This window comes from Candidatus Contendobacter odensis Run_B_J11 (assembly GCF_000531125.1).
Lineage (GTDB): Bacteria > Pseudomonadota > Gammaproteobacteria > Competibacterales > Competibacteraceae > Contendibacter > Contendibacter odensensis.
The window spans coordinates 1-3,539 of record NZ_CBTK010000025.1; the positions used below are offsets into that span (position 1 = coordinate 1).

Sequence of the window (3,539 nt, forward strand, 5' to 3'; positions counted from 1 at the left end):
CAAACACCTTCTATAATACATTGATTAAATTGAGCTTTTCAAGAGACCGGGAACTGCTGGTATTCCTCAAAGCGGTTTGAATAGTCGCTGGGCAATCCATCGACCATCATCTCCGGTATACGATCCCAGAACGTGGCAGGGCGGGATGAAACTTGCGGTTCGCCAACGATCAGAACGACGCCAATTTCCGCGCCGACGGGGAGCTGCAAGTTCTGAATGTGAATACAATGATCTTCGGTTACGACCGCATGTTGGTACAGTGTAGTGGTCATCGCTATCGTTGTTCCTATTTGATTTGTATATTTTTTTATCCAGTTCAGCCAGCGGGCGATAACCCGACTCACCAAACCACTTTTAAGCCCAACGGCTGATACTCTGACAGGCGTTGATCCTTGGAAACAAGGTGTAGTTTGTTTTGTAAGGTTTGCCAGATGATGAGTCGGTCAAATGGATCTTTGTGAGCAACCCGAGGTAAGCGATGAAAGGAGGCCATATCCTCCGGCGATGGATGCAATAGCTCCAGTTGCATGGCCGAGGCGACTTCTGGCAGTTCTTCCGGCACACAACCTGTCAGTTCCAATTTACCCAAGCCATATTTCAATGAGATTTCCCAAAAAGAAATTGTGCTGAGAAACAACAAGTTTTCTCCATCTTTAATCAGTAACTTGGCGTTAACACTCAGCTTTTCCGGAGAAAAAACTGCCCATAGGAAAGCATGCGTATCCAGCAAATACTTCATGAGTTCAAAAAGTCTTCGTCGTCTAGCTCAAAGTCCTCATGAATCACGCAGGATGCGCGGCTTTGGAGCAAGCCAAGTGGCCGTTCACGAGTGGTCATTTGGCGATAGGGAATCAGTGCGGCGATTTTCTCATGCCGCCTGCCGTGGCAGATCACAATGGTTTCACCCTGTTTGATTTGATCCAGCGCGGCAGAAAACTGGGCTTTTAGTTCACCAACGGTCATGGTCTTCATGGGCGGCGGGTCTCCGGGGATGGGATGAAAGGCAACGTAGCGCCATTTTTGACAAGTTGTCAAGTTCCCAGGACTTTCGCCAAACCCTTAAGTTTGACATACCCGCTTTCGCGGGTATCCAAGCTTTTCAGCAGGTTACTGGATTCCCACCTACGCGGGAATGACGGAAAGCGAAAGTCCTGTGTTTGCGGCTGACCAAAGTGAACTGAAGCCCTGCTACTTGATCCGTCAAAAACCGGTAAGAAAATCGCATAATGAGGCGTGATTTCCAGAACCGAGGCAAACCGATGATCCAAAAAAACGTGTGAGTATGGCAGCCTGATTATCTTAGCAAATTCCACTGTATCGGTTCCGACTGCGAGGATCACTGTTGCTGGGGCTGGCGAGTCGATGTGGACCGTAAAACCTATAAGCTCTACCGGAACAGCAGCGATCCGGTGCTGAAACCCCGGTTGGCGCAAGCGCTGAAACGCAACCATCACGACGCGACCGACAACAACTATGCGGTGCTGGAAAACCACGGCGGCGTCTGTCCGATGCTGACCGTGGAGAAACTGTGTTCGATCCAGCTACGCCTGGGTGAAAAAGCGCTCTGCCATACCTGCATGGTCTATCCGCGAGCCGGAACGCTGGTAGCGGGTCGCCATCAAATCGTCGGTACGGTGTCCTGCCCGGAACTGGCGCGGCAGGCGCTGCTGCGTCCGGAGGGCATCCAGTTGGAGGAGGTAGAATTACCACTCACCGGCACCGTGGCGCGGCTCAAATTCGCCCGATCGATTAATCCTGATCAGCCGGAACAGCCCTCCGACCAATTTTTTCAGCCCTTGCGCACCTTTTCCCTGCGGTTGCTCCAGCACCGCGCTTGGCCGTTGTGGCGCCGCATCGCTGGGCTGGCATTATTCTGTCGCTTGGTCGATCAGCGAGTGGAACAGGGAAAGGTGGATACGCTGCCCGGTCTGATTGATACCTTCAATACCCTGCTGGATGATGGCGGTTTAGCGGCGCAAATCGACCTGATCCAACTCGACATGACTCCTCTGCAACGTCAGTTGCTGGATGCCCTGGGCGTCGAGCGCATCTATGCAGGGTTGCAACACCGCGATGCCTTCGTTGATTTATTGCGGGAGGCCTGGATCGGCTTGGGCGTCCTGACGGCGGAAGCGCAACCCAACCCGCAAGCGGCCGAGCCGGATTTTCTGCTCAATCGGTACCGAGCGGCAGTCCGCGATCATTACTGGCCGTTCTTTGCGGAGCGTGAGTATCTGCTGGAAAACTATCTGGTCAATCTGGCCTTGCAAAGAGTTTTTCCCTGTCGTCCGCACGGTAGTCTGTTCAAGAATCTGCTGACGCTGGTTCTGCCCTATGCGCTGTTGCGTTATTTTCTGATCGGTAGCGCTGCTTATCATCAAGGACTGAATGAGGCGGTATTCATCCGGGCGGTGTACGCTTTCAGCCGACGCATCGAGCATCACAGTAGCTTTCTCAACCACATCCGGGAATTGTTGGAACGCAATGGCTACGACACCCCAGCCGGGTTGGTGGCGCTGGTGAAAGATGTCTGAGGCCGATCAGGGAGGAGGCAAGGGGGATATTGCCATATCGTAGCCAACTGACTACAATAATAATATGTAACCCAAGTTGCTACCTTGACGGGGTGGTGTCCATCGGGGTTTGCTAGCGTTGTGAGTACCCCTACTCCACAACGACCGGCGAGGAACCCCGATGGACCTCCAAATTGTATTCGTTTACTGCCTCTGTGATGATCTGTTGAAAGCGCTCCAGCATGGGGAAGACCCGCAGTGTCGAGTCAGCGACGCGGAGATTCTGACGACGGCCTTGGTGGCCGCGTTGTACTTTGGCGGAAACTTTAAACGTACTCACGAGTTCCTCCATGAACAAGGGTACTTGCCCCGGAAGCTGAGTTCGAGTCGCTTTGTGCGTCGGGTCCATCGCTGTGCGGATTTGTTGATGCCGTTGTTTCACGGATTGGCCGGTCTAGGCCATGAACTCAATGTTGAGAGCCTCTATATCATTGACAGTTTTCCGCTACCGGTCTGCGATAACATCCGGATTCGGCGCTGCCGACGCTATCAGGGCGAAGCGTGGCGAGGCTATCAATCCAGCAAAAAGCGCTACTTCTATGGCCTGAAAATCCATCGGTTGGTCACCGCTCAAGGTCAACCGGTGGAATTCTTCTTGACCCCCGGCGCGGACAGCGATGCAAAAGCCTTGAAACAATACGCCTTGGATTTACCAGAAAACGCGACGATCACGGGAGACAAGGCTTACAACGACTACGGCTACGAAGACCTCTTACAGGAGGCCGGCTTGCACCTGATCCCCCTGCGCAAGAAAAATTCCAAACGCCCGCTCGACCCGGCGGTAACCTACTTGATGGCCACTGCCCGTAAAGCGGTGGAAACCACCGGTAGCTTGATCGAGCGGTTGCTGCCTAAGCACATCCATACCGTCACTGCCGCCGGGTTCGAACTCAAGGTGGGACTCTTTGTTCTCGCCTGCAGCCTCAATTTTGTCTCCTGAAGCAGGGAAGGTGGCAACTTGGGTTA

Annotated in this window: 4 protein-coding genes and 1 pseudogene; 2 read left to right on the forward strand and 3 right to left on the reverse strand. The window is 53.3% G+C overall.

Annotated features, from left to right (window positions below):
- Positions 1 to 38: 38 nt before the first annotated feature.
- From BN874_RS01945 to BN874_RS01955, 3 genes are read right to left on the reverse strand one after another with little or no spacing between them, the layout of a single operon-like run.
- Positions 39 to 344: a hypothetical protein gene (locus BN874_RS01945; protein WP_154724704.1), complete on the reverse strand. Its 306-nt coding sequence runs from the start codon at positions 342 to 344 to the stop codon at positions 39 to 41.
- Positions 341 to 739: a type II toxin-antitoxin system VapC family toxin gene (locus tag BN874_RS01950; protein ID WP_034430529.1), complete on the reverse strand. Its 399-nt coding sequence runs from the start codon at positions 737 to 739 to the stop codon at positions 341 to 343. Before BN874_RS01950 ends, BN874_RS01945 begins: the two co-directional genes overlap by 4 nt.
- Positions 736 to 972: a type II toxin-antitoxin system Phd/YefM family antitoxin gene (locus BN874_RS01955; protein WP_034430530.1), complete on the reverse strand. Its 237-nt coding sequence runs from the start codon at positions 970 to 972 to the stop codon at positions 736 to 738. Before BN874_RS01955 ends, BN874_RS01950 begins: the two co-directional genes overlap by 4 nt.
- Before the next feature lie 329 nt (positions 973 to 1,301).
- On the opposite strand from BN874_RS01955, the pseudogene fliB reads away from it, so the two are divergent.
- Positions 1,302 to 2,534: pseudogene (gene fliB, locus BN874_RS01960) on the forward strand (flagellin lysine-N-methylase); the annotation flags it as partial.
- Between the two features lie 160 nt (positions 2,535 to 2,694).
- The gene (locus tag BN874_RS01965) at positions 2,695 to 3,513 is read left to right on the forward strand and encodes an IS982 family transposase (protein ID WP_034430532.1); all 819 of its coding nucleotides are present in this window, start codon (positions 2,695 to 2,697) and stop codon (positions 3,511 to 3,513) included.
- Positions 3,514 to 3,539 lie beyond the last annotated feature (26 nt).